Source organism: Pseudoclavibacter sp. 8L, from assembly GCF_902506465.1.
Classification (GTDB): Bacteria; Actinomycetota; Actinomycetes; order Actinomycetales; family Microbacteriaceae; genus Pseudoclavibacter.
Genome location: NZ_LR733185.1, coordinates 1,116,490 through 1,142,881 on the forward strand (window position 1 = coordinate 1,116,490; position 26,392 = coordinate 1,142,881).

Here is a 26,392-nt window from a genome sequence, read left to right on the forward strand (position 1 = left end):
CTGAGCGTGATCGTCGGTATCGGTGTCGACACGGTGGAGCTCGCGCGGTTCGCGCGGGCTCTGCAGCGTGCCCCGCGCCTCCGCGAGCGTCTCTTCGCGCCGGCCGAGCGGGACAGGTCGCTGGCGTCTCTCGGCGCTCGGTTCGCTGCACGGGAGGCCGCGGTGAAGGCGCTCGGCGGCATCGGCTCGCTCAGCTTCCTCGACTTCGAGGTCGAGAGCGGGCCTGCTGGTCGTCCGGAGTTCGCCGTGACGCCCGCGCTGCGGGCCCATCTCGAGCTGGTGGGGGTCGATCACCTGCACCTCTCGCTGACACATGAGCGCACGACCGCGACGGCCTTTGTCATCGCCGAACGTGGGGCCTCGGCTGGGGCCGGCTCGTGAGCGGCGCTCGCGTCGATATCGATCTCGATGCTGTCCGGGCGAACGTCCGGGCGATCGCGGAGCTCACTGGCACGCCGCTCCTTGCGGTCGTCAAGGCGAATGCGTACGGACACGGGGCGCCCGACGTGGCTCGTGCCGCGCTCGAGGGAGGCGCTGAGCGTCTCGGCGTCGTCGACCTCCGGGAGGCCCTAGCACTCCGGGAGGCGGGTATCACCGCGCCGATTCTGGCGTGGATGCACGGGGCTCGCACCGACTGGCTCGCCGCGTTGGATGCGGAGATCGAGCTCGGTATCTCCTCGCTCGCGCAACTCGAGCTCGTCGACATCGGCCTGGGTCGTCTCGAGCACTCTGAGCGCTGTGTGGTCGTCCACCTCAAACTGGACACGGGCCTCGGGCGCAACGGGATCAGCCCGGCGGAGTGGGAGTCGGCGTTCACGAAGGCGGCGGAGCTCGAGGGGCGTGGGCTCATCCGCCTCGAGGGACTGTTCAGCCATCTGGCTGGTGCGGGTCCTGATGCGGATCGTGCTCAGCTCGCTTCGTTCGAGCGTGCGCTCGAGCTCGCGGCTCGGCGTGGACTGACTCCGTCGGTGCGTCACCTCGCCGCGACGGCCGGTTCGATGTCGCTGCCGGAGGCGCGCTTCGATCTCGTGCGCCTCGGAGTCTCCCTGTACGGCCTCTCGCCGTTCTCCACTGACACGGATTGCCCGGTCGAGCTGAGGCCCGCCCTGTCGCTGAGCGCCCCGATCTTCGAGGATCAGCGCGGCTTCAGGGTCGATCTCGGGCACGCTGCCGGTCTGCCGCCGATCGAGCCTGGCTCCCTGGAGCTCGCCGATGACACCGGTGCTCGTTGGAATGTCGTCGCCCTCGACACCCTCGAGTTGCGAGTCGAACCGCTCGAGGGAACCGTGTCGGCGTCCGGACGTCTGGACCGCAGCGACGAGCCGCCTCGGCTGCTGGTCATCGACGCGGCACGCTCGGCGAGCGCGGACGCATGGGCCTCCGCCGCCGGGACCATCAACTACGAGGTCGTCACCCGGTTGAGCTCACGCATCTCGCGCCGCTCCTCGGGCGCGAGCTCTCCTGCCGAGCCTCACCATGTGGCTGCTGCCGCTCCGGACGAGGAGGCGGCGCTCGCGCTTGCGCCCCGCCGCGAGCTCTGGGTCGACGTCGACATGCTGCACGCCCGCATGGGCGAACGGGCACGTGACCTCGCGGCGGCGCTGGGGAACGGCATGGGGGCGCGCCACGCGGCCAGGCTCTTCAGTGTCGACGTCTCCGCCGACGCCTACGGACTCGGTGGTGCTCTCGTGGCCGGTCTGGCACTCGAGCACGGCTTGCTGCCACTCGTCGCGGCCAACACGGACCTCGCGAACGTCGGGGAGGCGGCACGATCGAGCACACTCGTCGACCATGAGCGGACCAGGGATCCTGGCAGCCGTGGAATCTACAGCTTCGACGAGCCGAGCGCGCCGCTTCCTGTCGCGCTCACGACGGAGCTCGTGCACGTGAAACGGGTGACAGCGGGCCACGGTGTCTCCTACGGCTACGACTGGGTGGCCGAGGAGTCCACGACGCTCGGGCTCGTGCCGCTCGGCTATGCCGACGCCATCCCGCGCAGGGTCGCGGGGCAGGGTGAGGTTGTCGTGGGTGGCCAGCGCCGGCCGATCGTCGGCCGAGTCGCCATGGATCAGGTCGTCATCGATCTGCAGGACCAGGAGGCATGGATCGGCATGCCGGTCTCGGTGTTCGGGCCTGAACCCGGCGATATCCACCTCCAGGAGTGGGCGTCGTGGTCAGCAGTGTCGCCGCAGGCGTTCGTGGCGGCGCTCGGGCCGCGCGTCGTGCGGCGGGAACGTCGCGATGGAGGAAGGGCGGATGGGTGTGGGCACTGACCTGACTCCGAGCATCACGGTGGAGCTCGCGACCGCGGATGACATGATGCGCGCGGGAGAGCTCATCGGCGGGCTGCTGCTCGCAGGCGATGTGCTCGTGCTGACAGGGCCGTTGGGCGCTGGCAAGACGACGTTCGCGCGGGGCCTCGGGGCTGCGCTCAACGTGCGGGGTCCGGTCACGAGTCCGACCTTCGTGCTGGCGCGCACGCATCCTTCGCTCGGAGCGGGGCCCGAGCTCATCCACGTGGATGCGTACCGTCTCGGCGATCCAGCCGAGCTCGACGATCTCGGTCTGGATCTGGCTGCCAGCGTCACCGTCGTCGAGTGGGGGCGCGAAGCGGTTCCGCTGATCACCGATCGCTGGCTGGAGATCACGATCGACCGTTCCTCGGCATCGCCCAAGCTCGAGCCCGAGGTGATCGAGGGGCCCGATGGTACCGACTGGAGCGACGATGAGCCGTTGGACCCGCGTCGCGTCAAGCTCACGGTCGTGGGTCCGTGGGATCGTCCGATAGCCGCCGCCCTCGGGGACGCGCTGCGGACCGAGTTCGGTGTGGTCCCCGCGTAGAATCACTCGCATGCTCTTAGCGATCGATACGTCAGCGGGCACGGATGTCGCGATCGTCACCCCGCACGGCCGGGTGCTCGCAGAACGGCGCACCACCGACACCCGACACCATGCTGAGGTGGTCGGCGTGGCGATCGCGGAGGTGCTCGCAGACGCGGGGCTCTCTCCGCAGCACGTCACGCAGGTCGTCGGTGGCATGGGTCCTGGCCCCTTCACTGGGCTGCGTGTCGGCGTGGCCGCCGCGCGCACGTTCGCGTTCGCACGCGGCGCGCGTTTCATCCCGATGCCAAGCCACGATGCGGCGGCCCACGAATGGCGCGCGGATCATCCCGAGGCTGCCGGCGATCTGCTGGTCACGACGGATGCCCGCCGGGGGGAGCTCGCCTGTTCGCGGTACGAGCAGGGGCTGCTCGTCGCGAGCAGCTCTGAGCTGCACCGGCCTGATGCAGTCCCCGCTGCCGACCACCGCTTCGACACGAGGACGATCTCGGCCGCTCACCTCGCACTCGCCTGGCTCGACCGTGAGGTCCAGGGGCTCGAAGCGGAGGCCAACACGATTCTGTACCTGCGGGGTGCCGACGCGGTCCCGTCGAATGGCCCGAAGCGGGTGACCGGCTGATGCGCGCCGTGCTGCGAGATGCCTCGCACGAGGACATTCCTTCGATGGTGCGTCTCGACGAGGCCGCATTCCCGCTCGACCCGTGGTCGCCGTCGATGCTCGCGGGCGAGGTCAAGAGCGAGCACACGCGATATGTGGTCGTCGAGGACGCCGCGAGCGGCGAGATCCTGGCGGCTGCGGGCGTCATGGCGCTCCAGGGTGGTGGTGAGGCTGATCTGCAGACCATCGCCGTCGACGAGCGGCTTCGGCGCGGCGGATGGGCCACCCGGATGCTGGCCGAGCTCTTCGCGTGGGCGGAGGGACGCGGCGCGAAGCAGGTGTTCCTCGAGGTGCGCGAGAACGGCGAGGCCGCTCGTGCCCTCTACTCGCGGCTCGGCTTCGAGGAGATCGGACGCCGACCCAAGTACTACCCGAGAGAGGGCGTGGATGCGATCGTGATGCGAGGGCAGCTGCCGGGGGTTCGGGCGTCTGCCGAGGCGCGTGTCGCTGCCGGTGCTCGGAGGGAGCCGCTTGTGCTCGGCATCGAATCATCGTGCGACGAGACGGGTGTCGGCATCGTCCGCGGTCGGGTGCTGCTCGCCAACGAGGTCGCCTCCTCGATGGACGAGCACGCCATCTTCGGTGGTGTCGTTCCCGAGATCGCCGCACGTGCCCACGCTGACGCGATCGTGCCGACCATCTCGGCGGCGCTCGAGACGGCGGGAGTCTCGCTCGAGGACCTCGACGCGATCGCCGTCACCCAGGGCCCGGGCCTCGCGGGTGCGCTCATGGTCGGAACGGCAGCGGCGAAGGCCCTGCACGTCGCCACCGGTATCCCGCTCTACACCGTGAACCATCTGGTGGGTCACGTCGCCGCTGACGTCCTGCGCGACGACGTGGGTCAGCTCGAGCTGCCAGCGGTGGCGCTGCTCGTCTCAGGGGGGCACACGTCCCTCTTGCACGTTCGCGACCTCGTCGACGACGTGGAACAGCTCGGCGAGACGATCGACGATGCGGCTGGAGAGGCGTTCGACAAGGTAGCGCGCCTGCTGCGCCTGCCCTACCCGGGGGGACCCGAGATCGACAAGGCCGCTGCCGGAGGGGATCCGAAGGCGATCCGGTTCCCGCGCGGGCTCACCAAGCCGAAGGACCTCGAGCGGCACCGCTACGACTTCTCCTTCTCCGGGCTCAAGACCGCCGTGGCCCGCTGGGTCGAGGCGAAGGAAGACGCAGGGGAGCCGGTGCCGGTCGCCGATGTCGCGGCGAGCTTCCGCGAAGCTGTCGCCGATGTGCTGACGGCGAAGGCGGTGGCGGCCTGCACGGCCCTCGGCGTGCCTCGCCTCGTGCTCGGCGGGGGAGTGGCGGCGAACGCGCGCGTCCGTGAGCTCGCGGAGGAGCGCTGCGCTGCCGCCGGCATCGAGTTGCGCATCCCCCCGCTTCGGCTCTGCACCGACAACGGGGCGATGATCGCCGCCGTCGGCGCGATGCTCGTCACTGCGGGCAAGCCTCCCTCCCCGCTCGACTTCGCGGCGGACTCGACCCTGCCGGTGGCCACGCACCATGCGCCGCAGGGGAAACCAGCTCTGGGGGAGCACCGATGACAACACCCGATCAGCCGAAGCTGCCGCCGCGCAAGCCCGTGGAGCTTCCCCCCATCGACCGCACTCCGGTCGATGACACCAGCAACGCCGCCTACTCGGCCCTCACCCCGCGCTCGAGGGGCGAGGAGAAGTCTGCTCCCGTCGATGGCAGTTCTGCGCCCAGATCAGCGGAGCGCCAGAGTCCGGAGCAGGGCCAGGGCATCGACCCGGCGGTCGCGCACGTGCAGGAGGCCGCGATGGCTCCTGCGTCTGCTCGCGCCGGGACGGCACCGGTGCCTTCTGGGCTCGGGCTCAGTCGCCTCGCGATCATCCTCTCCGTGCTGCTGTCGCTTGCTGCGGCAGTCCTCGCTGTCTCGCTCTCCGCATCCGTGACCCCCTCGCCGCTCTGGCCCCTGTACCTCGGGGCGAGTCTCGGCGCAGTGGCGCTCCTGCTCGCGGTGCTCGGGCGGCGCCACCGCGGTTGGATTCTCGCGCTCGTGCTCGCTGCGGCGGCGGTCGTGGGCTGCGTTGGTTTCGCCTTCATCGTCGCCTGAGTCAGCGCTCCAGCGAGAGCCGTGCCCTGCGAGGTTCGAAGTCATCCTGCGGGATGACGAACCCGAGGCCATGGGGATGACGTGGCGTTGAGCAGGTCGCCGTAACGTTGGAGCATCTCATCACCTCTCGAAAGGAGCGGACATGACCTGGTCGACACCAGATGGCCCCGTCGAGCGGATACCGGCCCCGAACGTCGGCGCGCAGCCCGTCGGCGAGCCGCGGGAGGCGCGAGGCGAGATCCCCGGCTCCGGCGACGGGAATGGCTACGGGCACGACTCGGGCTACCGGCAGGATGCGGGCTACGGTCAGGGTTTCGGCTACGGACAGGAAGCCGGCTACGGCCACACCGCGCCGAGCGAGAGCTGGGGCCCCGGTAGCCATGGGGCGCAGGCGGCCCCCTCGCAGCACCTCGCCTATCCGGTGACGCCCTACGTTCAGGCGCCGTACACGGCGCCTCGCCCGGCTGCTGCCGGGACGCTGACCCTGAGCATCGTGGCCCTGTGCCTGAGCGGAGGCTCCTTCTTCGTCTCGCTCATCCCCGTCCTCCAGTTCGTCTGGTGGATGGTCGGGATCGCTGGCATCGTGTGCGGCTTCATCGCGCTGCGTCGTGAGCCGCGCGGACGGGCGCTCGCCATCACCGCTATCGTGCTCGGTTTCATCTCGGTCTTCGGACTCCTGCTCCTGCTTGTCCTCGCCCTCCTCTTCTTCGGAGGAATCGGACTGCTCGGGGGCCTCAGCTCCTACTGAACGTGGGCCTTCCTGAACCTTGTGTGACGGTTCCCAGTCAAACCCTGGGAACCTAGGACATGGGCGTGCGCCACTGAAGGCGTCGCCGCTTGCTCCACGCACGTGAACACCAGCCTCAACCGCCGCGAAAACGGCTGAACCGGAAGGAGCTCCGCAATGAGCGACAGCAACGCAACCCCAGGTGACAAGCCACGGCTCCCGGAGGATGGCAGCACACCTCCCCAGTACGAGGCGCCGGCCGCGTACACGCCACCTGCTGAGTCGGTCGACTACTCCGCCCCCGCAGCTACCGGCACCGACTACACGCCGCCCGCCGTCTCGGGCACCGACGCTTCGACGCCGGCCGCGCCGTACTCTGACTCCTCCGCCCCTGCCGCGTCGGGCAGCGGCTTCGCGCCGCCAGCCGCGCCCGGCTCTGGCTCTGACTACTCGGCGCCTACTGCATCAGGGACCGACTACTCGGCGCCGTCGTCGGGCAGCGGCTCCACGCCGCCCGCGGCATCTGGTTCGGTGAGCTACACGCCACCGAGCGAGCCAGCCGCGGCACCCGGCGCGGCTCCGTACGGTCAGGCTCCGTCCGCGAGCCAGGCTCCCGCTGGTGCAGCTCCGGCCTACGCCGCTCCGCAGTCGCAGGGGCAGGCGCAGGGCTATGGGGCACCGCAGGGCTACGCGACGCCCGGCTACCCGGCACAGTCCACGGCTCCCAAGCGCACGCTCAGCATCGTCGCGCTGTCCCTCGGCGGTGCGGGCATCCTGCTCACCTTCGTGACGGCGTTCCTCGGACTTCCCCTCGGTATCGCAGGCCTGGTCTGCGCCATCATGGCCAAGTCGCGGGAGCCGCAGGCCGGCCCGCTGCGCGTCTGGGGCCTCTGGGTCTCGATCGCAGCCATCGTGCTCTCGGTGATCGTGGCGATCATCGGCATCGTCGTCGCAGCCATGTTCCTCGGCGACATGTCGTCCTACGGATACTGATCACCCGCTGAAAGAACCGGCAGGAGTGCGGGTGGACGCATCCGCCCGCACTCTAAGCTTGATCAGCACCTGCAGCCTTGTCGACGACTGAGAAGGACACCATGTCTGACCCGAACGGCCCCCAGTACCCGCAGCAGCCCCACCAGAACGGCCAGCCGCAGAACGGCCAGCACCCGAATGGCCAGCACCAGAACGGCCAGCCGCCCTTCGGCGCGCAGCAGCCCGGCCAGGGCCAGCCCGGCCAGGGCCAGTACGGCCAGGGGTCGTACGGGCCTTCTCAGCCGCAGTACGGGCAGCAGAACGACCAGCAGTACGGGCAGCAGCCTGGTGGGAACGGCCAGCAGCAGCCCGGGTATGGCCCGGCTGACGGCGGCTACGGCCAGCAGCAGCCTGGCTACTCGACTGGCTACGGCGCCCAGCAGCCGTCCGGCCAGCAGCAGGCTCCCGCGCGGCAGGGCTACGGCCAGCCGCAGCAGAACCAGTACGGGCAGCCGCAGTACGGAGCCCCGCAGCAGGATCAGTTCGGGCAGCCGCAGTACGGAGCCCCGCAGCAGGGGCAGTACGGTCAGCAGCCCGGCCAGCAGTTCGGCGTGCAGGGATACGGCCAGCAGCCGAAGCCTCCTGCGCCGGTGCTCGGGATCATCGGCGTCGCGCTCGGCGCGCTCTCGCTGCTTCTCCTCCTGCTTCCCGGGTGGGCGTACATCGTGTCGCTGGTGTTCGGTCTCGGCGCCGTCGGGCTCGGAATCGCGGGACTTCGTGCCCCGAAGGGCCTCGGACGCACGCTTGCCGTCGTGGGGCTGGTGGCCGGTGGCCTCGCGGTCCTTCTCGCCATCGTGACGCTCGTCGTGGTGCTCGTCGTCTAGGAACGACGAGGACCGACGGTTCGGTGGCCCTCAGCTGAGCCGATCGGCGAGGATGGCGACGCGTTTGTCGCCGATCCTCGTGAGGATGAGCACCGCGGACTCGTCTCCCTTGAGCGAGAGCTTCCGCCTGAATTCCGCCGGGTCGATGTCGACCCCCCGCTTCTTGATCTCCAGCACGCCGATGCCTCGCTTCCGCAGCTCGCCCTTGAGCGACGACGCATGCAGGGGCAGCACCTCTCGGACCGAGAACGCGCTCGCGAAGGGCGTCGGCGTGAAGTGGTCAGCTGTCATCCACGCGATGCTCTCCGAGATCATCGACGCTTCGAGTGAGCGAGCGAGGTCGCCGATGAGGCGTGCACGGATGATCGCCGCGTCCGGCTCGTAGAGCACGGCGCCCAGCGCAGCGACGTCCGCATCCCGGACGTCCTCGCCGGTCGTCAGCTCGGCGGTGCCGTGCCTGCCGATCACGAGGGCCGAGCGGCGGATGCCTGCCCTCGCCGTGTCGTGCATCCACACCGTCGCCTCGACGAGGTCGCCGTTGGAGGAGACCCACTGCGTCTCCGCGTCTTCTGGGAGGTACGCGTGGTCGATTCCCGGTCCCAGCTTGATTCCCGTCGCGCGCTCGCGCCCGGCGGCGAAGACGAAGTCGAGGGATGGGCTCCAATCGGCCGGATCGAAGTGGCGTGCCGTGCTCCCGCCGCTGGTGGTCCTGCGGGCCGGATCGAACCAGAGCGCATCGAAGGCAGCGAGGTCCACCTCCTCGGCGCGGTCGTGCCTGACCCGGGCGTTGGGAAACGGGGCCAGGTTGTGGGCCGCGATCGCGGCGGTGACCTCGTCGACGTCGAATGCGGTGACCTCGAGACCGAGCGATGCGAATGCCATGGAGTCTGCGCCGATCCCGCAGCCGAGGTCTGCCACGCTCACGGCACCGGCCTGCCTGAACCGGTTCGCGTGGTGCGCCGCGACCTGCAGTCGCGTGGCCTGCTGCAGGCCCGCGTCGGTGAAGAGCATCCGCTCGGCGAACGGGCCGAACTTGGCGGATGCGCGCCGCCGGAGCTTCGCCTGCGTGACGACGGCGGCAACGACCTCTGCGGAGCCTCCTGCCGCGCGCAGCCTCGTCACGAGGGCAAGCGCGTCTGCCGCTGACTCGACGGGGGGAGCGTCGTCGAGCAGGGTCATCGCCTCTGGTGTGAGGAGGGCCAGGAGTTCGTCGCGTTGCACCAGCACTACGCTACCGGCGTACGCCACGAGACGTCGCCGCGTTGCAGTCGTCGCCGCCTGGCCCCTACACTCTGAGTTAGCACTCTCATGGGGAGGGTGCTAATTCTGAACTTCCTATCGCTGAGAAAGAGGTCAACCGTGTCGGTGAACATTCAGCCGCTCGAGGATCGCATCGTCATCAAGCAGGTCGAAGCCGAGCAGACCACGGCTTCGGGTCTTGTGATTCCGGACACCGCCAAGGAGAAGCCCCAGGAGGGCGAAGTCGTCGCAGTCGGCCCCGGCCGCATCGATGACAACGGAAACCGCGTGCCGCTCGACCTCGTGGTCGGCGACAAGGTCATCTACTCCAAGTACGGCGGAACCGAGGTCAAGTACGGCGGCGAAGAGCTCCTTGTGCTCTCCGCTCGCGACATCCTCGCGAAGATCGTCTAGTCTCCTCACCTTCTGAAGCCGCGCCGGTTCGGGCGGTCTCATCTGCAGGAGCAGCATCGCGCATGGCGCCCACCCCTCGGGGTCGGGCGCCATTCGTGTTCCAGGGGCCCGACGTCGGGCGTACGATCTCGAGGTGACGGAATCTCCTCGGTCCGGCCTCTGGCTGGCGTTCAGCGCGTACGCGCTCTGGGGCTTCATGCCCCTCTACGTCGTGGCGACTGCTCCGACGACACCCGTGGAGCTCATCGCGTGGCGCATCATCCTGAGCGTCGTGTTCTGCCTGCTCGGCGTGCTCGTCATGCGGGCCTGGCGTCCGTTCCGGGAGCTCATCTCGAAGAAGCGGGTTGTGCTCGGCCTCGGCATCGCAGGAGTCCTGGTGTCGGCGAACTGGCTGTTCTATGTGCAGGCTGTCGCGACGGGCCACACCCTCGACGCCGCGCTCGGCTACTTCCTCAACCCGATCGTGTCCGTCGCGCTCGGCCTGGTCTTCCTCCGTGAGAAGCTCAGGCCCCTGCAGTGGGTCGCCGTTGGGCTCTCGCTCGTCGCCGTGCTCGTCATCTCGCTCGGCTACGGCCGCATCCCGTGGCTCGGCCTAGGCGTCGCCATGACCTTCGGGCTGTATGGGCTCGTGAAGAAACGGGTGGGGGTCCAGGCGGATGCGCTCTCCGGTCTGGCGGTCGAGACGACGCTCATCATGCCGATCGGCGCGATCTGCCTGCTCTGGACGGTGCTCTTCGGCGGCGGCATCACCTTCGGCTCCGTGTCGGCGGTCAACACCGGCGTCCTGCTCTTCGCGGGCGTCGTCACGAGCGTGCCCCTCCTGCTCTTCGCGGCGGCCGCGAGGAGGCTGCGCCTCATCGAGCTCGGACTCATGCAGTACATCGCGCCGATCCTGCAGTTCGTGCTCGCTGTGGCGGTCTTCTCGGAGCCCATGCCGCTCGAACGCTGGATCGGGTTCGCGATCGTCTGGGTCGCCCTCATCCTCTTCACGATCGACCTCGTGCGCACGGCTAGACTTGGCGCCAAGATTCCCTCGGTCGCGGACGAACTCGGTCCGCCGACACGAGGTTGATGAGCTGAGGGTCCCGGGAATGCGTCCAGGGTCCTCGCTGTTCCATCACCACTGAGCTGTTTCCCGATGCACGAGGATGCCGCCGAACGGCGCATCCCAGATACCTCCTGGAGCGTAATGACCGAGTCGGACCCCTTTGGCTTCACCGGATTGACCTACGACGATGTGCTGCTGCTTCCCGGGCACACCGACGTGATCCCGTCTGAGGTCGACACGACGACGCGGCTGACGCGCGGCATCACCCTGCGCGTCCCGCTCGTCTCTGCGGCGATGGACACGGTCACGGAAGCCCGCATGGCGATCGCCATGGCGCGCCAGGGCGGCATGGGCATCCTGCACCGCAACCTGTCGATCGATGACCAGGTCGAGATGGTCGATCGCGTGAAGCGCTCCGAGTCCGGCATGGTGACGAATCCGGTGACGACGACTCCCAACGCGACCGTCGCGGAGGTCGACGAGATCTGCGGGCAGTATCGCGTCTCCGGCCTGCCGGTCGTCGACGAGGAGACGGGCAAACTCGTCGGCATCATCTCCAACCGGGACATGCGCTTCGTGCCCGAGTCGGAGAAGCGCACGACCCGCGTGCACGAGGTCATGACGGGCGAGGGTCTCGTGACCGGTCCCGTCGGGATCTCCGGCGACGACGCCTACAAGCTCCTCGGCAAGCACCGCATCGAGAAGCTGCCGCTCATCGACGACGAGGGCAAGCTCGCCGGCCTCATCACGGTGAAGGACTTCGACAAGAGCGACAAGTATCCGAACGCGACGAAGGACGACGCCGGGCGCCTGCGAGTGGGCGCGGCGATCGGCTTCTTCGGCGACGGCTGGGAGCGCGCGGAGCGCCTCGTGGCTGCCGGTGTGGACGTGCTCGTCGTCGACACGGCGAACGGCCAGTCGGCCGGCGTGCTCGACATGATCCGCCGCCTCAAGAGCGACCCGGTGATGGGCCACGTGCAGGTCGTCGGCGGCAACGTGGCGACCCGCGAGGGCGCCCAGGCGCTCGTGGATGCGGGTGCCGACGCCGTGAAGGTCGGTGTCGGTCCTGGCTCCATCTGCACGACGCGCATCGTCGCGGGAGTCGGCGTCCCTCAGATCACAGCCGTCTACGAGGCGTCGCTGGCCGCGACCCCCGCTGGCGTGCCGGTCATCGCCGACGGCGGCCTGCAGTACTCGGGCGAGATCGCGAAGGCGCTCGTCGCGGGCGCATCCGCGGTCATGGTCGGATCGCTGCTCGCTGGCACCGACGAGTCGCCAGGCGACCTCATCTTCGTCAACGGCAAGCAGTTCAAGAGCTACCGCGGCATGGGCTCGCTCGGCGCACTGCAGTCGCGCGGCGAGCGCACCTCGTACTCGAAGGACCGCTACTTCCAGGCGGACGTCCCGAGCGACGACGAGCTCATCGCCGAGGGGATCGAGGGCAAGGTCGCGTACCGCGGCTCGATCCGCCAGTCGGTGTTCCAGCTCACGGGCGGCCTGCGCCAGTCGATGTTCTACGTCGGCGCTCGCACCGTCACGGAGCTCAAGGAGAAGGGCCGCTTCGTGCGGATCACTCCGGCAGGGCTGAAGGAGTCCCACCCGCACGATGTGCAGATGGTCTCGGAAGCCCCCAACTACCGTCGCTAGAGCCCTGATCGGCGCGGCGGGTCGGGGTCTCCCCGCCGCCGCGCCGCAGCAGCGAGCACCGCGGAGGGCTAGGCTAGGCAGGTGACTGAGATCGAGATCGGCCGCGCAAAGCGAGCCCGCCGCGTGTACTCCTTCGACGATGTGGCCATCGTGCCATCGCGGCGAACCCGTGACCCGGAGGACGTGTCCATCACGTGGAAGATCGACGCATTCACGTTCGATATCCCGCTCCTCGCGGCACCCATGGACTCGGTGATGTCGCCCGAGACCGCGATCGGCTTCGGCAAGCTCGGCGGCCTCGGCGTGCTCGACCTCGAGGGGCTGTGGACTCGCTATGACGACCCGGCGCCGCTGCTCGCCCAGATTGCTGATCTGCCCGCGAAGCAGGCGACGGCCAAGCTGCAGGAGATCTACCGGGAGCCGGTCAAGGGCACGCTCATCAAGGAGCGCCTCCAGCAGATCCGCGAGGCCGGAGTGCCGGCCGCCGGCGCACTCTCCCCGCAGCGCACACAGCAGTTCATGGACGACGTGCTCGAGGCCGGCACCGACCTGTTCGTCATCCGCGGCACGACCGTCTCCGCGGAGCACGTGTCTCGCAACCAGGAGCCGCTCAACCTCAAGCAGTTCATCTACGAGCTCGACGTGCCCGTCATCGTCGGCGGTGCGGCGACCTACACGGCAGCCCTGCACCTCATGCGCACCGGTGCCGCAGGAGTGCTCGTCGGCTTCGGTGGGGGAGCCGCCTCGACCACTCGTCGGGTGCTCGGCATCCACGCACCGATGGCGACAGCCATCGCCGACGTGGCAGGCGCGCGGCGCGACTACCTCGACGAGTCAGGCGGACGCTACGTGCACGTCATCGCCGACGGGGGCATCGGCACCTCCGGCGACCTCGTCAAGGCCATCGCGTCAGGCGCGGACGCCGTCATGATCGGTGCCGCGCTCGCGCGCGCCACGGACGCTCCCGGTCGCGGCTGGCACTGGGGCGCCGAGGCGCGTCATGAGAAGCTCCCGCGCGGAAACCGCGTGCAGGTCGGCCAGGTCGCGCCCATGGCGGAGATCGTCGCGGGCCCAGCCGAGAGCGCCGACGGCATCTCGAACCTCACGGGCGCGCTCCGCCACTCGATGGCGACGACCGGCTACTCGGAGCTCAAGGAGTTCCAGCGTGCCGAGATGGTCGTTGCGCCCTACACGCCGACCGCCTGATCAGGACGACTGAGCCGCCTGACGGCTTGGCCGAAGGTTGAGCGTCCAGACTTCCCCTACAAGCAGCAACTGAGAACGAGGAGCAGGTTATGGCGAACAGCGTCTCTCGAAGCGACAAGCTCGGCCCGCAGGAACGCGCGGCGGCTATCGAGTCCCTCAAGACCAAGAACCTCGACGTGCTCGTCGTGGGTGGCGGCGTGGTCGGCGCGGGTGCGGCGCTCGACGCAGTCACGCGAGGCCTGAGCGTCGGCATGGTCGAGGCGCGGGACTTCGCGTCCGGCACGTCCAGCCGCTCGTCGAAACTCATCCACGGCGGCATCCGCTACCTCGAGCAGATGGACTTCGGGCTCGTGCGCGAGGCGCTCCTCGAGCGTGGGCTCCTGCTGCAGCGCCTCGCGCCGCACCTGGTCAAGCCCATCCGCTTCCTCTACCCGCTGAAGAACCCGCTCGAGCGGTTCTACATCGGGGCCGGGATGCTCATGTACGACCTCTTCGCGAAGACCGGTGAGGTGCGTCCCGGCGTGCCGATGCACCGCCACTACACCCGCGGCCAGGTCGCGAAGATGTCGCCTGGGCTCTCCAAGAACGCCTTCTCCGGCGGTCTCACCTACTACGACGCCGGCGTCGACGACGCGCGCTTCGTCGCCGTCCTCGCCCGCACCGCGTCGTTCTACGGCGCGCACGTCGCCCCGCGAGTGCGCGTCGAGGGCTTCCTCAAGGTCGGGCAGCGTGTCGTTGGCGCCCAGGTCGTCGACCTCGAGACCGGCGAGCGGTTCGAGATCCGCGCCAAGCAGGTCGTCAACGCGACCGGCGTGTGGACCGATGACACGAACAAGATGGTCGGCGAGCGCGCATCGTTCCGCGTCCGGGCATCCAAGGGCGTGCACCTCGTCGTCCCACGCGACCGGTTCCAGTCCGCGTCGGGACTCCTGCTGCGCACGGAGAAGAGCGTGCTCTTCGTCATCCCGAACGGCCGTCACTGGATCATCGGCACGACCGACACCGACTGGAAGCTCGACAAGGCTCACCCGGCAGCGACGGCCGCCGACATCGACTACATCCTCGAGCACGTCAACGAGGTCCTCGCGGTGAAGCTCACGCGTGCCGACGTCGAAGGTGTCTACGCCGGACTCCGTCCGCTGCTCTCGGGCGAGTCGGAGGAGACGTCGAAGCTCTCGCGCGAGCACATGGTGGCGCACTCGGTGCCGGGCCTCGTGCTCATCGCCGGCGGCAAGTACACGACCTACCGCATCATGGCGCAGGACGCCATCGACGCCGCGGCCGACGCCCTCGACGGCAAGATCCCCGCCTCCACGACGAAAGACATCCCGCTGCTCGGCGCCGTCGGCTACAAGGCCGCCTGGAATCGCCGCGGCAAGATCGCCCGCGCCTTCGGTCTCCACCGCGTGCGCATCGAGCACCTCCTCAACCGCTACGGAACCCTGACGGACGAGATCCTCGACCTCATCCGCCAGAACCCGCAGCTGGCCGAGCCGATGCCGGGCGCCGACGACTACCTGCAGGCCGAGATCACGTACGCCGCGACGCACGAGGGTGCGCTGCACCTCGATGACGTGCTCGCGCGACGCACGCGCATCTCGATCGAGGCGTGGGACCGCGGCATCTCGGCTGCGCCCGTCGCCGCGCGGCTCATGGCGGAAGCCCTCGGCTGGGACGACGAGCGCACGCAGCGTGAGATCGACACCTACGTCGAGCGGGTCGCTGCGGAGCTCGCGAGCCAGGAGCAGCCCGACGACGAGTCGGCCGACCGCATCCGCCTCGAAGCGCCGGACATCGACTCCGTGCTGGGTCACGCCGGCGACAACACGCCGTTCGGCACGGCCCCGTCGCTGCCGATGATCGAGGTCGACGAGACCGTCGACGTCGAAGCGGCAACCGTCAAGGCGGAGTCGAAGGACGCTCAGAAGTCGTAATGTCCACAGCTGTCCGCGCCAAGGCCGCGCCGCCGTCGATGGGTCGAGTGCTTGTCCGCCCCAAGTGGCTGGGTGTCCTCGCACTCGCCCTCGTCGTCGCGTCGATCTTCGCGTGGCTCGGGCGCTGGCAGCTGGAGTCCGCGTTCCTGTCGCTGGAGCACGGTCGCACCGTCGCCGAGGAGGCCTCGCAGCCTCCCGTCGGCCTCGGCGAGCTGGCTCAGCCCCAGGAGCGGGTGGCGGATGCCGCCGTCGGTCGTCAGGTGACGTTCGAGGGTGCGGTGGATGCGCGCGACTTCGATGTCGTCGCCGATCGTCTCCAGGGCGAGCTGCTCGGGTACTGGGTGATCGGGCACGTCGCCGTCACGGACGACGAAGCCGGCGCATCCACGAATGCCGATGTCGCGCCGGGTCTCGCCGTCGCGCTCGGGTGGACCGAGGACGAGGCCTCCGCTCGCGAGCTCGTCGCTGCGCTGCAGGGCTCCGGGAGAGGCGCAGAGCTTCCGCTCTCCGGCAGACTCGAATACGGCCAGGCGCCGCAGGTGAACCGCGGCGAGGACGCGCAGGCGCTCATCGCGATGGCACCCACGCACCTCATCAATCGCTGGGTAGAACCGGCGGCCCAGAACTATGGCATCTACGTGAGCCTCGATGAGGCCTCGATGCAGGCTGTCCTGGGGGAGTCCGCGAGTGCTGCCCCGCTCGACGCGATCACGCCGCAGGCGCTCGAGGCCCCGCAGCTGAACTGGCTGAACATCTTCTATGCCATCGAGTGGGTGCTTTTCGCAGGGTTCGCGATCTTCATGTGGTGGCGCCTCGCTCGCGACGAGTTCGAGAAGGAGCGCCGTGAGGCCTCCGAAGCTCCCAGCGTGCTGGCCGAGCAGCTCAAGCGCGACCGGCTGAAGGCCATGCTGGACGAGCGAACGAAGCGCGAGGCCGTTCGCCTAGACTAGAGGCCATGCCTCACGACGCCCTCCTGACTGCCAACCCCGGTTTCCGACGGGCGCTCCGCTTCTATCAGGTGACGGCCTATGTGACCGGCATCCTCCTCCTGCTGCTGTGCGTCGAGATGTTCCTCAAGTACGTCTTCCACCTCGAGGTCGAGGCGTTCGGCCCGTTCGGGTTCATCGCGCTGGTCCAGGAGGACACGACGACGGCGCTCAACTTGAGCCTCTGGGTGCTCATCGTCCACGGCTGGTTCTACGTCGTGTACCTCATCGCGTCGTACGTGCTGTGGCAGCAGATGCGCTGGCCCATCGTGTGGCTGATCGCCATGGCGGCCGGCGGCATCGTCCCGTTCCTGTCGTTCATCACGGAGTGGTTCATGTCGCGCCGAGCGAAGCGTGACCTCGTGCTCCGCGAAGAGCAGCGACTTGCCGAGGCAGGCGAAGACGAGAAGCTCCGGGCGTTCGAGGCGAGCCTGAGCGAGACGGAACGCGAACAGCTCGACGCCGACGTGCAGCAGTCGCTCGCCGAGCACCAGCGCCGCACCAAGTAGCACTCCCACACCACCGCAGCCGCACCGAGTTCTCTCCGCACCACCCGAAAGGTGTCCATGGCAACCACCGACCCGCAGGCCACAGACCAGCGCCCAGTGCTCGTCGTCGATTTCGGCGCGCAGTACGCGCAGCTCATCGCGCGGCGCGTCCGCGAGGCGAGCGTCTACTCGGAGATCGTGCCGCACACGATCTCGGCAGAGGAAGTCGCCGAGAAGAACCCCGTCGGCATCATCCTCTCCGGCGGCCCCTCCAGCGTGTACGCGGAAGAGGCGCCCTCCCTTGACTCCGGCATCCTCCAGCTCGGCGTTCCGACGCTGGGCATCTGCTACGGATTCCAGGTCATGGCGACGCAGCTCGGCGGCGAGGTCGCGAAGACGGGTCGACGCGAGTACGGCTCGACGGCGGTCAAGCTCGAAGCAGTTGCGTCGACGCTCCTCGACGGCCAGCCGGGCGACCAGACGGTCTGGATGAGCCACGGTGACTCGGTGGCGCGTGCGCCCGAGGGTTTCACGGTGCTCGCGACGACCGAGGACACGCCTGTCGCGGCGTTCCAGAACACCGAGCGCGGCCTGTACGGCGTGCAGTGGCACCCCGAGGTGCTGCACTCCGAGCACGGCCAGGCGCTCATCGAAGGATTCCTGCACCGTGCAGCTGGCATCCCGAGCGACTGGACGCCCGCCTCGGTCATCGACGAGCAGGTCGCGCGCATCCGCGAGCAGGTCGGCGACGCCAAGGTCATCTGCGGCCTCTCCGGCGGTGTCGACTCGGCAGTCGCAGCCGCCCTCGTGTACAAGGCCGTCGGCAGCCAGCTGACGTGCGTCTTCGTGGACCATGGCCTCCTTCGTCAGGACGAGCGCCGTCAGGTCGAGGAGGACTTCGTCGACGCGATCGGCGTGCGCCTCGTGACCGTGGATGCACGAGAGCAGTTCCTTACGGCGCTCGCGGGCATCACCGACCCAGAGGCGAAGCGCAAGGCCATCGGACGCGAGTTCATCCGCAGCTTCGAGCAGGCAGAGGTCGACCTCATCAAGGAGGCCCAGGAATCGGGGGAGCGCATCCGCTTCCTCGTCCAGGGAACCCTGTACCCCGACGTGGTCGAGTCGGGTGGCGGCACCGGAACTGCGAACATCAAGAGCCACCACAACGTCGGCGGTCTCCCCGAGGACATGCAGTTCGAGCTCGTCGAGCCCCTGCGCACGCTGTTCAAGGACGAGGTGCGTGCGGTGGGCCGCGAGCTGGGTGTTCCCGAGCCGATCGTCGCGCGTCAGCCGTTCCCCGGTCCCGGCCTCGGCATCAGGATCATCGGCGAGGTCACCCAGGAGCGGCTCGACCTGCTCCGAGAAGCGGACGCTATCGTGCGTCAGGAGCTGACGGCGGCGGGCCTCGACACCGAGATCTGGCAGTGCCCGGTCGTCTTGCTCGCAGATGTCCGGTCGGTGGGCGTCCAGGGTGACGGGCGCACCTACGGCCACCCGATCGTGCTGCGTCCCGTGTCCAGCGAAGACGCCATGACGGCCGACTGGACCCGCCTGCCATACGACCTGCTGGCGCGCATCTCGAACCGCATCACGAATGAGGTCGACGACGTGAACCGAGTTGTGCTCGACGTGACGTCGAAGCCGCCGGGAACCATCGAGTGGGAGTAGCCCTCGGCGAGAGCTGAGCCGAACGGGGATGCACCATGTGCATCCCCGTTCGTGCATTTTGTGCCATCTGCGGAGAAATCCGCGCACTTTCGTGGCGGCCGCTGCGGGGCCACTGGCGGCGGCCACTCGAGGGCGATACGTGGGGTGAAAAGGGTCCGGGGAATTGTGCCCGGGCATAAATGCCTGGTAGTAGAGGTCAAAAACGGAGTAGACGAACGGTTTTCGGTTTTCCGGCAGACAGTTCCGGACTTTTCAATCCGAAATTTGCAGCTCCAAGACGGCAAAAAACTGGCCCCCACAGCGAAAGACGTTGCTGGCCAAGGTCGTTGGGTAGTGGCATGGTTGGGGTAATCCACGACTGGCAAGTTCCCCCTCAGTTCAGAGAGTTCGCGACATGGCGCCACGATTTTCCACCGATCCGCACCCCCAGGTACCCGCAGAGACGGGCGTGCTCCCGTCCCTGCCACGAGAGGAGCTGCCTTCTGATCACCTCGTCGACCACGCACTCCTCCAGGACGCCGCGAATCAGCTCGCCGAGGTGAATCCCGATCACGGGGTCTCCGTCGAGTATCAGGGCCAGTGGGTCTCCGTCATGCCAGGGGAGCACATCGAGATCGGCCGCGACGCCGACATCCGGCTCGACGCCAACCCGTTCCTGCACCGCAAACTCCTCCGCATCGTCGCGAAGGACGGACTCTGGTTCGTGGCGAACATCGGCACCAGGATGACACTCAGCATCGTCGACGGCTCAGGGCGGGTGCAGGCCAGGCTCCTCCCAGGCGCGCGGATCCCGATCGTCTTCGAGCGCACGAGCATCCACTTCTCGGCAGGGGAGCGCCACTACGAGGTCAGGATCCACGCGGTCTCACCCGTCTACATGGACCTTCCTGCGGGCTCCGGCTCCACGGTCGAGGTTCCAGGTCGCGAGGCCACCCACATCGCGCTGACGCCCGCGCAGCGGCTCCTGCTCCTCGCCCTGTGCGAATCGGTGCTGCTTCGCGGCGAGAACGGTCTTGGCGACATCCCCACCAGCGCTCGAGCTGCAGAGCGGCTCGGTTGGACCGTCACCGCCTTCAACCGCAAGCTCGACAACGTTTGCGAGAAGCTCGACCGTGTCGGCGTCGAGGGGCTCCGCGGAGGGGCACGCTCGTACGCGACCAACCGGCGTGCTCGGCTCGTCGACTACGCCGTGCGCAACCGTCTCGTCTCGGAGGACGAGCTGTACCTCCTCGACATCGACCCGGAAGCGGGCATCGACGACCGGACGCTGCCCGCGCGACGGTAGCCGCAGGCACACCCGAACGACAGAATGGCCGCTCCTGGAGGAGCGGCCATTCTGCGTACGACGTGCTGCGCTAGTTGTTGCCGCGCAGGATCGCGAGGACGCGGATGATCTCGACGTAGATGAAGACGACGGTCGAGACGAGGCTGTAGGCCCCGATCCAGCCGTACTTGCGGGGAGCTCCGCCTTCGACGCCGTTCTTGATGAGCTCGAAGTCCATGACCAGCATGTACGCGCCCATGAGGACGGCGAAGATGCCGAGGATGACGCCGAGCGGGATGCCGAAGACCTCCATGGAGCGCATGCCCCAGGGGCCGGCAGCGCTCTGGAAGCCGAACATCATCATGCCGAAGTTGATGAGCGAGAAGAGGGCGTAGCCGAGCATGGCGACGAGCACGATCTTCGTCATGCGAGGCGAGGTGCGGACCTTGCCGAAGCGGAACAGCACGAGCGTCACGGCGACCACGGAGAACGTCGCGAGGACGGCCTGCATGGCGATGCCCGGGTACATCTGCTCGAGGATCGAGGAGAGTCCACCGACGAGAAGACCCTCAGCCGCCGCGAAGGCGAAGATGAGGCCGGTCTTCGGCTCGCGCTGGAACGCGAGCACCAGCGAGAGCACCAGAGCGCCGATCGCGCCGATGATCATGAGCATGGGGACGAACCACGCGACGGCTGCCGCGACGAGCACGATGCCGAAGAGGCCCGCGGTCTTGGCGATGGTGTCCTCGTAGGACATCCGGTCCATCTGATCGGGGCTCGCAGGCGGTGCCTGGAACTGGGCGTTCAGCTGCTCGGCCGTGAGGGGCGCGGGAGGCTGCTGACCGTGTGTCGGCGCGGACTGCGCCCTCCCGTATTGGGGAGCGGTGGGCGCCTGGCCGAACTGTTGGCCGTGCTGCCTGCGTGCCTCCCCGTTGAAGTAAGGGTTGCGTTCTAGCGCGGAATTCGCCATGGCTGTCCGTGAGTCCGTTCTGTCTCGAAGGTCAAGATGCCCGCCGTAGACGGGGTTGCCGGGATTCTAGCGAAAGAGTTCGTGAATCAAGCCTGGAGCTGTGCGCCGTCAGCGGACACTCGGCGAGCGAGGGGCGCTCGCGCGCGCATCCCGGCCGGTGCCGAACAGGACGCGCGGGAGGAGCAGGAACGCGCCGAGCACGATCGATGCGACCACGACGAACGCCGCCTCCGCCGTGTCGCCCACGAGGAGGCGAAGCAGCATGCCGCCGCCGACGGTGACGACCCAGATGAAGACTCCGGACGGGAGCGGACGCCACGGCTTCCATCTGAACAGCGTCACGAGCACCCAGCCGACGAGGAGCCCGAGTACAAACGGCCATCCCGTCGTCACGATGCCGGCCAGGGACAGCCCCTCGGAGTGGCTCATCCGCCCGATGATCGCGAAGACCACGACGAGCAGGAGATCCACGATGAGTGGGAGCGCGTAGCCGCCGCCAGCGCGATAGATCGAACGAGTACGCCGCATGACACCAACGGTACGCCGGGGTGCGACATACTGCGCGCGTGAACGCGCCCATTCACCAGACCTCGCCCCTCCTCATCGGCCACCGAGGGGCCCCCGCCCATCTCCCCGAGCACACGATCGACGGCTATCTCCTGGCTCTGCGGCAGGGGGCCGACGCGCTGGAACCGGATGTCGTCCCGACCCGCGACGGGGTGCTTCTCGTGCGACATGAGCCGCTGCTCGGAGAGAGCACCGATATCAGGTCCAGAGCCGCCGAGTTCGGCCCCGCTCGGCGAGCGTGGACGCCGGACGGCACGGTCACCGACTGGTTCGCCCACGACTACACGTGGGAGCAGCTGCGGACACTGAACGCGGTGGAGCGTATCCCGAGCGTCCGCCCTGCGAACACGGCGTTCGATGGGCAGCTGCCGATGATCAGGCTCCGCGAGCTCGTCGAGCTGCTCGCCGAGCGGCGGACGACCGCGGGTCAGCGGCCTCGCCTCGTGATCGAGCTGAAGCATGCGAGCTGGTTCCGCGGACTCGGCTTCGACCTCGTCGAGCTCCTCGAGCGGGAGCTTGCCGGACTCTGGGGCACGCCCGTGCTCGACGCCCTGGTGCTCGAGAGCTTCGAAGGGGAGGTGCTGCGCGAGGTGCGGCGACGCGGCGTGGCCGCGGGCGCATCCCTCGTCTACCTCATCGACAGCGAGGGCGTTCCTGACGACCGGCGAGCACGAGACGGCGCGGTGGCGAGCGACTACGCGAGCGATCTCACCGACCGGGGGCTGGATGCGGTCGCGGAGTGGGCGGACGGCATCAGCCCCAGCCACCTGCTGCTCGGGATCGCGGACGAGGCCGGCGCGATGCATCCGGAGGCTGGGCGGAGCCTGGTCGGGCGAGCACACGCGAGGGACCTGCGGGTGTTCACGTGGACGCTGCGGCCAGAAGACCACTTCCTGCCGCCAGCGCTCGCGGGCAGACCAGAGGCCTACTGGCGCGGCATTCTGCGGACGGGGGTCGACGGCGTGTTCGCGGATGCGCCCGGTCGTGTCCGTGCGCTGATCGACGAGCTCCATCCCACACGGTGAGGCAGCCCAGACGGCAGAAATGCCAGACGGCAGAAGTTCCAGACGACAGAAGTTCCAGGCGACAGAAGTTCCAGGCGACAGAAGAGCGAGAGATGCAGGCTCCCGGTCCGGGGAGCGTGCATCTCTCGCACTTCTCTGGCGCTCGGGGCGGGAATCAGGCCTTCGCGGAGACCCTGCCGAGCGTCTTCAGCTCGTCGTCGGTGAGCTTCAGCGTGAAGGCGTCCGTGATGAGCGGCAGCTGCGCGGCCGTGCGCGCGCTTGCGATCGGTGCGACGACGCCGGGCTGAGCGGCGAGCCAGGCGAGCGCCACGGTACCCGGCTGGGTGTCGTGGGTCTTCGCGATGGTGGCGACTGCATCCGCGATCGCGTAGCCGTGGTCGTTCCGGTACTGCTCGACGGAGCTTGCGCGGGCCGACTCGACCTCGACGTCTCTGCGGTATTTGCCCGTCAGGAAGCCGTGCGCCAGCGCGAAGTAGGGGACGACGCCGATACCGGCTTCGCGGGCCAGCGGCAGCAGCTCGCTCTCGATGTCGCGCTCGAGGAGGTTGTACTCGGGCTGCAGCGTCGTCGGCTGGTGCAGGCGGCCGTTCTCGACCGCCGCCAGCCACTCGCGCAGCCGAGGCGGCGAGTAGTTCGAGACGCCGATGGCCTTGATCTTGCCGGCGTCGACAAGCTCGGAGAAGACGGCGGCGGTCTCGGCGATGGGCGTCTCCGGGTCGTCGCGGTGCGCGTAGTAGAGATCGATCCGCTCGACACCGAGGCGCTCGAGGCTGTCGTCCACGGCAGCACGAACATTGTCGGCGCTGAGGCCCGGCCGCTTCGCGAACTGTGCGACCTTGGTCGCGATGACAAGATCCTCCGGGCGACCGCGGGAGCGGAGCCACTCGCCGATGATGGTCTCGGATTCCGCACCCGAGTTGCCCGGAATCCAGGCCGAGTAGACGTCAGCGGTGTCGATGAAGTTGCCGCCGGCCTCGACGTAGGCGTCGAGGATCGCGAACGACTCGTCGCGGTCGGCCGTCCAGCCGAAGACGTTGCCGCCGAGGGCGACGGGGGAGACGGAGAGCGTCCCGCCGAGCGCGCGGCGGGCGGGGGAGAGCTGCGTGGTCAAGGTGATTCCCTTCCGCGGCCTCCGCGATGTCGGTGGCCGCACCTACAATCAACGAGTCATGACGCTACTGCCACCTGTCTTCGATCCCTCTGAAAACGACCTCCTCGACGGACTCAATCCGCAACAGAAGGAAGCCGTCACCTACCGCGGCCCCGCGCTGCTCATCGTGGCGGGCGCGGGCTCCGGCAAGACGCGAGTGCTCACCCACCGCATCGCCGGTCTCATCGCCTCCCGTGAGGCCTGGCCGAGCCAGATCCTCGCGATCACCTTCACCAACAAGGCCGCCGCCGAGATGCGCGAGCGCATCCAGCACATCGTGGGAGGTGCAGCGGATGGCATGTGGATCTCCACGTTCCACTCGGCCTGCGTGCGCATCCTGCGACGCGAGGCCGACAAGTTCGGCTTCACGACGAGCTTCACGATCTACGACTCGGCCGACTCGAAGGCCCTCATCAAGCGCATCGTGAAGGCCCTCGAGGCCGATGTGCTCGGCTTCACCGTCTCGAGTGTGCAGTCGCGCATCTCGAAGCTGAAGAACGAGCTCACCGACGTCGACGGCTTCGCACGCCAGGCCAACATGAGCGACCCGCGCGACGCGATGTTCCTCGACATCTACCGGCAGTACACCCAGTCGCTGCGTCGCGCCAACGCCTTCGACTTCGACGACCTCATCTCGCAGACAGTGTGGATGCTCCGCGCCTTCCCCGATGTCGCGGCCCAGTACCAGCGCCGGTTCCGCCACGTGCTGGTCGACGAGTACCAGGACACGAACCACGCCCAGTACTCGCTCATCCGTGAGCTCACGCGCTCGGTGGAGCCGCAGCACGTGCCGCACGACACCCGCATGGAACTCGACGCGAACGGCGGCATCCCTGGGGCCTCGCTCACGGTCGTCGGCGACTCCGACCAGTCGATCTACGCCTTCCGCGGCGCGGACATCCGCAACATCAGCGAGTTCGAGCGCGACTTCTCCGACGCGAAGGTGGTGCTGCTCGAGCAGAACTACCGCTCCACGCAGAACATCCTCTCGGCCGCCAACGCGGTCATCCGCAACAACTTCGACCGCGTCGACAAGAAGCTCTGGTCCGACGGCGGCGAGGGCGCGAAGATCGTCGGCTTCACTGGCTTCTCCGCCCACGACGAGGCGCAATTCGTCGCAGATGAGATCCACAAGCTCCGCGATGCCGGCCAGAGCTACAACGACATGGCCGTCTTCTACCGGACCAACGCGCAGACGCGTGCGCTCGAAGAGATCTTCATCCGCTCCGCCGTGCCCTACCGCCTCGTCGGCGGGACGAAGTTCTACGAGCGCGCCGAGATCAAGGACCTCATCGCGTATCTGACAGCCCTCGTCAACCCAGCCGACGAGATGTCGACGAGGCGCATCCTGAACTCCCCGAAGCGGTCGATCGGACCGGCGACGGAGACTGCGATCTGGGACTTCGCGAACCGGTACGACATCACGTTCCGTGACGCCATGCGCCGCGCGGGCGAGCTCGGGCTCGGGCCGAAGGTCACGGGTGCCATCGCGCAGCTCGCCAAGCTGCTCGACGACGCGACCGCCGGCCTCGACATCGACGCACCGACCGGGCGCAAGACGGTGAGCCAGACGCTGAAGACCATCGTCAAGGGCACCGGCTACCTCGAGAAGCTCCTGCAGACCGGCAACCCCCAAGACGAAGCCCGTGCCGAGAACGTCGAGGAGCTCATCTCTGTCGCCGCAGAGTTCGACAAGAACAACGCGGGCGGCTCCGTCATCGACTTCCTCACGGATGTCGCTCTCGTCGCGGCTGCCGACGACCTCATCGACGAGTCCGGAGCCGTCGTTCTGATGACGCTCCACACCGCGAAGGGGCTCGAGTACGACTCGGTCTTCATCACGGGAGTCGAGGAGGAGCTGCTGCCTCACCGCATCGCCGCAGACGAGCCAGGCGGCCCCGCTGAGGAGCGACGCCTCTTCTACGTGGGCATCACGCGTGCGCGCAAGCGCCTGCACCTGTCGCTCGCCATGATGCGCTCGCAGTTCGGCGAGACCGCGGCTGCGCTCCCGAGCCGCTACCTGCAGGAGATTCCGTCCGAGCTCATCGAATGGAGGGTCTCGCCGGGATCCGCCGCAGGCAGGGGCGGTTACGAGCAGCGGTCGGTGACCTCCGCTCGCAAGCCGCTCGGCAGCGAGGGCTACGGGACAGCTGGCGGCTACGGGCGCAGCGCTGCCGACGCCGGCAGCGCTGGCTTCTCCAGCGCCGTGCGGTTCCGCGACTCCGACGCGGGCCGCGAGACCGCCCCCAAGGCCAAGCCGAAGCAGAAGTGGATCAACGAGGTCACGGGACAGATGCGCGACAACAGCGGCATGGAGCTCGTCGCCGGTGACCGCATCACACACGTCGACTTCGGTGAGGGCACCGTGCGCGCGATCCTCGGCAGTGAGGCGAAGCGAATCGCGGAGGTCGACTTCGACAGCGCCGGCCGAAAGAAGCTGCTCGTGAAACTCGCTCCGATCGAGAAGCTGGGCACCTGAGGCCCCCGCTGGCACTAGGCTGGACGACGGACGTGTTTTGCCGGGCGGCGGGCACACACTGCCTGCCGGCGATGCGGTCCGCTCTGCAAATTCTGAAGGCTCGAGCGCGAGAATCCGAAGGCTCGGGCGAACGAACGCGACGACGCGTCGC

At 68.4% G+C, this 26,392-nt stretch carries 24 protein-coding genes; 20 read left to right on the top strand and 4 right to left on the bottom strand.

Annotated features, from left to right (window positions below; genetic code table 11):
• Positions 1-6: 6 nt before the first annotated feature.
• The 9 genes from GV007_RS05295 to GV007_RS19020 all read left to right on the top strand — a co-directional run bounded on the left by GV007_RS05295 (position 7) and on the right by GV007_RS19020 (position 8,156).
• A complete protein-coding gene (locus tag GV007_RS05295) occupies positions 7-381 on the top strand; it encodes a holo-ACP synthase (protein ID WP_104331832.1) in 375 nt (124 codons plus the stop codon).
• Positions 378-2,273: an alanine racemase gene (gene alr / locus GV007_RS05300; protein WP_160071276.1), complete on the top strand. Its 1,896-nt coding sequence runs from the start codon at positions 378-380 to the stop codon at positions 2,271-2,273. Before GV007_RS05295 ends, alr begins: the two co-directional genes overlap by 4 nt.
• The gene (gene tsaE, locus GV007_RS05305; RefSeq protein ID WP_236558343.1) at positions 2,257-2,841 is read left to right on the top strand and encodes a tRNA (adenosine(37)-N6)-threonylcarbamoyltransferase complex ATPase subunit type 1 TsaE; all 585 of its coding nucleotides are present in this window, start codon (positions 2,257-2,259) and stop codon (positions 2,839-2,841) included. Before alr ends, tsaE begins: the two co-directional genes overlap by 17 nt.
• Before the next feature lie 10 nt (positions 2,842-2,851).
• On the top strand, positions 2,852-3,460 hold the full coding sequence (gene tsaB / locus GV007_RS05310) for a tRNA (adenosine(37)-N6)-threonylcarbamoyltransferase complex dimerization subunit type 1 TsaB (RefSeq protein WP_160071278.1): 609 nt from the start codon (positions 2,852-2,854) through the stop codon (positions 3,458-3,460).
• A 44-nt stretch (positions 3,461-3,504) separates the two neighbouring features.
• Positions 3,505-5,040 carry a tRNA (adenosine(37)-N6)-threonylcarbamoyltransferase complex transferase subunit TsaD gene (gene tsaD / locus GV007_RS05315; RefSeq protein WP_160071279.1) on the top strand — a complete coding sequence of 512 codons (1,536 nt, stop codon included), beginning with the start codon at positions 3,505-3,507 and terminating at the stop codon, positions 5,038-5,040.
• On the top strand, positions 5,037-5,573 hold the full coding sequence (locus tag GV007_RS05320) for a hypothetical protein (RefSeq protein WP_160071280.1): 537 nt from the start codon (positions 5,037-5,039) through the stop codon (positions 5,571-5,573). Before tsaD ends, GV007_RS05320 begins: the two co-directional genes overlap by 4 nt.
• A 142-nt stretch (positions 5,574-5,715) precedes the next feature.
• The gene (locus GV007_RS05325) at positions 5,716-6,321 is read left to right on the top strand and encodes a DUF4190 domain-containing protein (protein ID WP_160071281.1); all 606 of its coding nucleotides are present in this window, start codon (positions 5,716-5,718) and stop codon (positions 6,319-6,321) included.
• 156 nt (positions 6,322-6,477) lie between these two features.
• Positions 6,478-7,293 carry a hypothetical protein gene (locus GV007_RS05330; RefSeq protein WP_160071282.1) on the top strand — a complete coding sequence of 272 codons (816 nt, stop codon included), beginning with the start codon at positions 6,478-6,480 and terminating at the stop codon, positions 7,291-7,293.
• A gap of 101 nt (positions 7,294-7,394) precedes the next feature.
• Positions 7,395-8,156, top strand: coding sequence for a hypothetical protein (locus GV007_RS19020; RefSeq protein WP_201297573.1), 762 nt, complete (start codon positions 7,395-7,397; stop codon positions 8,154-8,156).
• Positions 8,157-8,186: 30 nt separating this feature from the next.
• Here GV007_RS19020 and GV007_RS05340 read toward each other — a convergent pair whose 3' ends face one another.
• A complete protein-coding gene (locus GV007_RS05340; RefSeq protein ID WP_160071283.1) occupies positions 8,187-9,377 on the bottom strand; it encodes a class I SAM-dependent methyltransferase in 1,191 nt (396 codons plus the stop codon).
• Between the two features lie 138 nt (positions 9,378-9,515).
• Between GV007_RS05340 and groES the strand changes: the two genes are divergently transcribed.
• The 9 genes from groES (at position 9,516) to GV007_RS05385 (ending at position 20,071) form a co-directional block, all read left to right on the top strand.
• Positions 9,516-9,809 (top strand): co-chaperone GroES, encoded by a 294-nt coding sequence (groES, locus tag GV007_RS05345; RefSeq protein WP_068479200.1) that lies wholly within the window; start codon positions 9,516-9,518, stop codon positions 9,807-9,809.
• A gap of 133 nt (positions 9,810-9,942) precedes the next feature.
• Positions 9,943-10,881, top strand: a complete 939-nt coding sequence (gene rarD / locus GV007_RS05350; protein ID WP_236558344.1) for an EamA family transporter RarD — start codon at positions 9,943-9,945, stop codon at positions 10,879-10,881.
• 117 nt (positions 10,882-10,998) lie between these two features.
• Positions 10,999-12,504 (top strand): IMP dehydrogenase, encoded by a 1,506-nt coding sequence (gene guaB, locus GV007_RS05355; RefSeq protein ID WP_160071284.1) that lies wholly within the window; start codon positions 10,999-11,001, stop codon positions 12,502-12,504.
• A gap of 81 nt (positions 12,505-12,585) precedes the next feature.
• The gene (locus GV007_RS05360; protein ID WP_160071285.1) at positions 12,586-13,710 is read left to right on the top strand and encodes a GuaB3 family IMP dehydrogenase-related protein; all 1,125 of its coding nucleotides are present in this window, start codon (positions 12,586-12,588) and stop codon (positions 13,708-13,710) included.
• Positions 13,711-13,799: 89 nt separating this feature from the next.
• On the top strand, positions 13,800-15,644 hold the full coding sequence (locus GV007_RS05365; protein WP_160071286.1) for a glycerol-3-phosphate dehydrogenase/oxidase: 1,845 nt from the start codon (positions 13,800-13,802) through the stop codon (positions 15,642-15,644).
• Complete coding sequence (locus tag GV007_RS05370; protein WP_160071287.1) at positions 15,644-16,594, top strand: SURF1 family protein; 951 nt, start codon at positions 15,644-15,646, stop codon at positions 16,592-16,594. Before GV007_RS05365 ends, GV007_RS05370 begins: the two co-directional genes overlap by 1 nt.
• 5 nt (positions 16,595-16,599) lie before the next feature.
• Positions 16,600-17,139 carry a DUF3817 domain-containing protein gene (locus tag GV007_RS05375; RefSeq protein ID WP_160071288.1) on the top strand — a complete coding sequence of 180 codons (540 nt, stop codon included), beginning with the start codon at positions 16,600-16,602 and terminating at the stop codon, positions 17,137-17,139.
• A gap of 57 nt (positions 17,140-17,196) precedes the next feature.
• Entirely contained in the window at positions 17,197-18,786 is a 1,590-nt protein-coding gene (guaA, locus tag GV007_RS05380; protein WP_160071289.1) for a glutamine-hydrolyzing GMP synthase, read from the top strand.
• Positions 18,787-19,180: 394 nt separating this feature from the next.
• Positions 19,181-20,071, top strand: coding sequence for a hypothetical protein (locus GV007_RS05385; RefSeq protein WP_228502171.1), 891 nt, complete (start codon positions 19,181-19,183; stop codon positions 20,069-20,071).
• Positions 20,072-20,141: 70 nt separating this feature from the next.
• Here the strand turns inward: GV007_RS05385 and GV007_RS05390 are convergent, their stop codons facing one another.
• Both GV007_RS05390 and GV007_RS05395 read right to left on the bottom strand, forming a co-directional pair.
• Positions 20,142-21,020 (bottom strand): Bax inhibitor-1/YccA family protein, encoded by an 879-nt coding sequence (locus GV007_RS05390; RefSeq protein ID WP_160071290.1) that lies wholly within the window; start codon positions 21,018-21,020, stop codon positions 20,142-20,144.
• A gap of 108 nt (positions 21,021-21,128) precedes the next feature.
• Entirely contained in the window at positions 21,129-21,548 is a 420-nt protein-coding gene (locus GV007_RS05395) for a DUF3054 domain-containing protein (protein ID WP_160071291.1), read from the bottom strand.
• 38 nt (positions 21,549-21,586) lie between these two features.
• Here GV007_RS05395 and GV007_RS05400 point away from each other — a divergent pair, with 38 nt between their 5' ends.
• Positions 21,587-22,612 carry a glycerophosphodiester phosphodiesterase family protein gene (locus tag GV007_RS05400; RefSeq protein WP_160071292.1) on the top strand — a complete coding sequence of 342 codons (1,026 nt, stop codon included), beginning with the start codon at positions 21,587-21,589 and terminating at the stop codon, positions 22,610-22,612.
• A 154-nt stretch (positions 22,613-22,766) separates the two neighbouring features.
• Here the strand turns inward: GV007_RS05400 and GV007_RS05405 are convergent, their stop codons facing one another.
• Entirely contained in the window at positions 22,767-23,723 is a 957-nt protein-coding gene (locus GV007_RS05405) for an aldo/keto reductase (protein ID WP_160071293.1), read from the bottom strand.
• A 58-nt stretch (positions 23,724-23,781) separates the two neighbouring features.
• Here GV007_RS05405 and GV007_RS05410 point away from each other — a divergent pair, with 58 nt between their 5' ends.
• Positions 23,782-26,241 carry an ATP-dependent helicase gene (locus GV007_RS05410; RefSeq protein ID WP_160071294.1) on the top strand — a complete coding sequence of 820 codons (2,460 nt, stop codon included), beginning with the start codon at positions 23,782-23,784 and terminating at the stop codon, positions 26,239-26,241.
• Positions 26,242-26,392 lie beyond the last annotated feature (151 nt).